The organism is Streptomyces sp. MnatMP-M17 (genome assembly GCF_900091995.1).
Classification (GTDB): domain Bacteria; phylum Actinomycetota; class Actinomycetes; order Streptomycetales; family Streptomycetaceae; genus Streptomyces.
In genome coordinates this window covers 1-2,724 of record NZ_FMDK01000548.1, presented here as the reverse complement: position 1 = coordinate 2,724, position 2,724 = coordinate 1, and the positions used below count along the sequence as shown (strand labels likewise).

At 70.7% G+C, this 2,724-nt stretch carries 3 protein-coding genes; 2 read left to right on the top strand and 1 reads right to left on the bottom strand.

Annotated elements, in window-relative coordinates; translation table 11 throughout:
• On the bottom strand, positions 1-1,030 hold a 1,030-nt coding region (locus GA0115259_RS23875), incomplete at its 3' end, for an AfsR/SARP family transcriptional regulator (protein WP_141716666.1).
• 168 nt (positions 1,031-1,198) lie between these two features.
• On the opposite strand from GA0115259_RS23875, the gene GA0115259_RS23870 reads away from it, so the two are divergent.
• Together GA0115259_RS23870 and GA0115259_RS23865 are read left to right on the top strand one after the other, a co-directional pair.
• Positions 1,199-1,810, top strand: coding sequence for an NADPH-dependent FMN reductase (locus tag GA0115259_RS23870; protein ID WP_093600845.1), 612 nt, complete (start codon positions 1,199-1,201; stop codon positions 1,808-1,810).
• Positions 1,811-1,837: 27 nt separating this feature from the next.
• Positions 1,838-2,611, top strand: a complete 774-nt coding sequence (locus tag GA0115259_RS23865; protein ID WP_093600843.1) for a thioesterase II family protein — start codon at positions 1,838-1,840, stop codon at positions 2,609-2,611.
• Positions 2,612-2,724: the final 113 nt, after the last annotated feature.

Genomic DNA, 2,724 nt, shown 5'->3' with positions numbered 1-2,724 from the left:
CTCCCGGCCCGGCGGGCCGCTCCGCGCCGCCGAGTCCCGCGAGCTCCACGAGCCAGACGCCGTCGGGGAATTCACCGTCCAGCTCACGGGCCGTGGCCGTGGCGAGCCGGGTCTTGCCCACGCCGCCCGGACCGGTGAGGGTGACCAGCCGGCGGTCCCTCACCAGCTGCTGCAACTCCCTGAGCGCCTCGTCCCGGCCCACCAGGGAGTTCACTCCCGCGGGCAGATTGGTGCGGGACCGGGTGCCCGGGATGGCGTTCGAGGCGCCCGAGGTGTCCTGGAGTCCGGGATCCTGGCGGAGTATGGCCTGCCGGAGCGCCTCGATGGCGGGACCGGGAGACAGGCCCAGCTCCTGGTCGAGCCGCCGCCGCAGCTCCGCGTAGCTGTCGAGGGCCTCCGAGGAACGCCCGACCCGGTAGAGGGACCGCATCTGCACCGCGCGGAGCCGCTCCCGCAGCGGATGGGCGGCCACCAGAGTGGTGAGTTCACCGATCAGCGTGCTGTGCTCACCGAGTTCGAGACGGGCCTCGGCGTGTTCCTCGACGGCGGTGAGACGCTCCTCCTCAAGGCTGGCGACCGCGACCCGTACGAAGGGCTCGTCCGCGAAGTCGGCGAACGCGGGCCCGCGCCAGAGCGACAGGGCGTCCGTCAGTACGGCGGCCTTCGCCCGCGGATCCTCGGTCGTACGGGCGCGCACCAGCAGCGTCCGGAAACGGTCGGCGTCCACCGATGTGTCCGGTGCCTTGAGCGCGTACCCGGGAGCCCTGTGCACGACCAGCTCCCGGCTGCCGGGCTCGGCCTCCTCCAGCGCGCGCCGTAACTGCGAGACCTTCGCCTGGAGCGCTCCGAGAGGGTTGGCGGGAAGTGTTGAGCCGCCCCACAGATCCTCGACGAGTCTGTCGGCCGGCACCACCCGCCCGTTGTGGGCGAGCAGATCGGCGAGCAGCGCCCGGACCTTCACCTCGGGTACACGTACCAACCTCTCCTTGGTCGCCCACACCTCCAGCGGTCCCAGCACCCCGAATTGCATGAGCCCCAGCCTAACCCAGCCCACCCACAGGGACGGGAATGAGCGCAGGTCACGGTATACCAAGGGGGTGCCGGAGGCGGCCCGAAGCGGACCCGAAGGAAATCCGAAGTCATATGCCGCACAGTGATTCCGGCAGGACGCGGGCACAGCGAAGGGAGTGGGACTCTGATGGGGGACACGGACCGACTGCGGCTGGTGATCATCATCGGGAGCGTCAGACAGGGCCGGTTCGGCCCCGTCGCCGCGGAGTGGCTCGCGTCGAGGGCCCGGCTGCGCGATGACTTCGACATCGATGTCATCGATCTGGCCACCGCCTGGCTGCCGGATGTGATGTCCACCGAACTCTCGGCCCGTAAACCGCAGGCGGTGCAGGACCTCGCGCCGTGGCTGGCCGCGGCCGACGCGTTCGTCGTGGTCACGCCCGAGTACAAGCAGAGCTTTCCCGCGTCCTTGAAGAGTGCCATCGACTGGTACGACAAGGAGTGGCACGCCAAGCCGGTCGGATTCCTCTCCTACGGCGGGGCGTCGAGCGGACTGTGCGCCGTCGCCCAGCTCCGGCAGGTCTTCGCCGAGGCCCACGCGGTCACGGTCCGGGAGACCGTCAGCTTCCACGACTACCAGGACCGCTTCGACGCACATGGCCGGCCCTTCGACATCGAGGCCGGTCACGAGGCCGCCCGCGCCATGCTCGACCGGCTCGGCTGGTGGGCCCGCGCGCTGCGCCAGGCGCGCACGGTCGAACCGTACGAACGCGCAACGGACCTTTGCTTAGGAGAGTGACCCGTGCAGAGCGGAGGGAGAAGCGTCATGGACACCAAGTGGTTCAGACGGTACGACCGGACGGACGCCGGTGATCCCGGCCGTCCCAGGCTGATCTGTTTCCCGCACGCGGGCGGCGCGGCCAGCGCCTATGCCGGTCTGTCGCGCCAACTGTCGCCGGATCTCGATGTGTTCGCCGTGCAGTATCCCGGCCGGCAGGACCGCAGACACGAGACACCGGAGCGCGGGATCACCTCGCTCGCCGGGCGTATCGCCCAGCGGCTGCTCGAAGGGACCGCCGGGCCCTATGCCCTCTTCGGGCACAGCATGGGAGCGCTCGTCGCCTACGAGACCGCCCGCGCGCTCCAGCAGTGCGGCGCGCCCGCTCCCGTCCGCCTCTTCCTCTCGGGCCGCGGTGTCCCGGGCACGACGGCCGGCCCGCATGACCAACTCGACGGCGACGGCGCGATCCTGGCCGCCGTGCGGCGTCTGGGCGGCACCGACGCCGGAGTGCTGGACGATCCGGAACTGGTCGCCATGGCCCTTCCTCCGCTGCGGGCCGACTACGGCGCGCTGGCCTCCTACCGCTGGACTCCCGATCCCCAACTGCACACACCGGTCAGCGTCTTCGTCGGAGCCGACGATCCGGTGGTTCCGGTCGAGGAGGCGCGGGCGTGGTCCGAGTGCACCGCGCTGGAGAGCGAGACGCTCGTCTTTCCCGGCGGCCACTTCTATCTGGGCGGACAGCTCGACAAGGTGGCCGAGGCGATCACGGACCGGATGGCGGTCCGGCCGACCGGACGGGATGTGTCGCGGACCTAGGGCGTGTTTCGAAAGTCCCGCCTGGCCCGCGACGCCCGGCACACGCGCTCGCCGCGTTGTCGGAGTCGTCCAAGTACGGCCGGGCCATCGACAACGACGATCCTCCGCCTTGC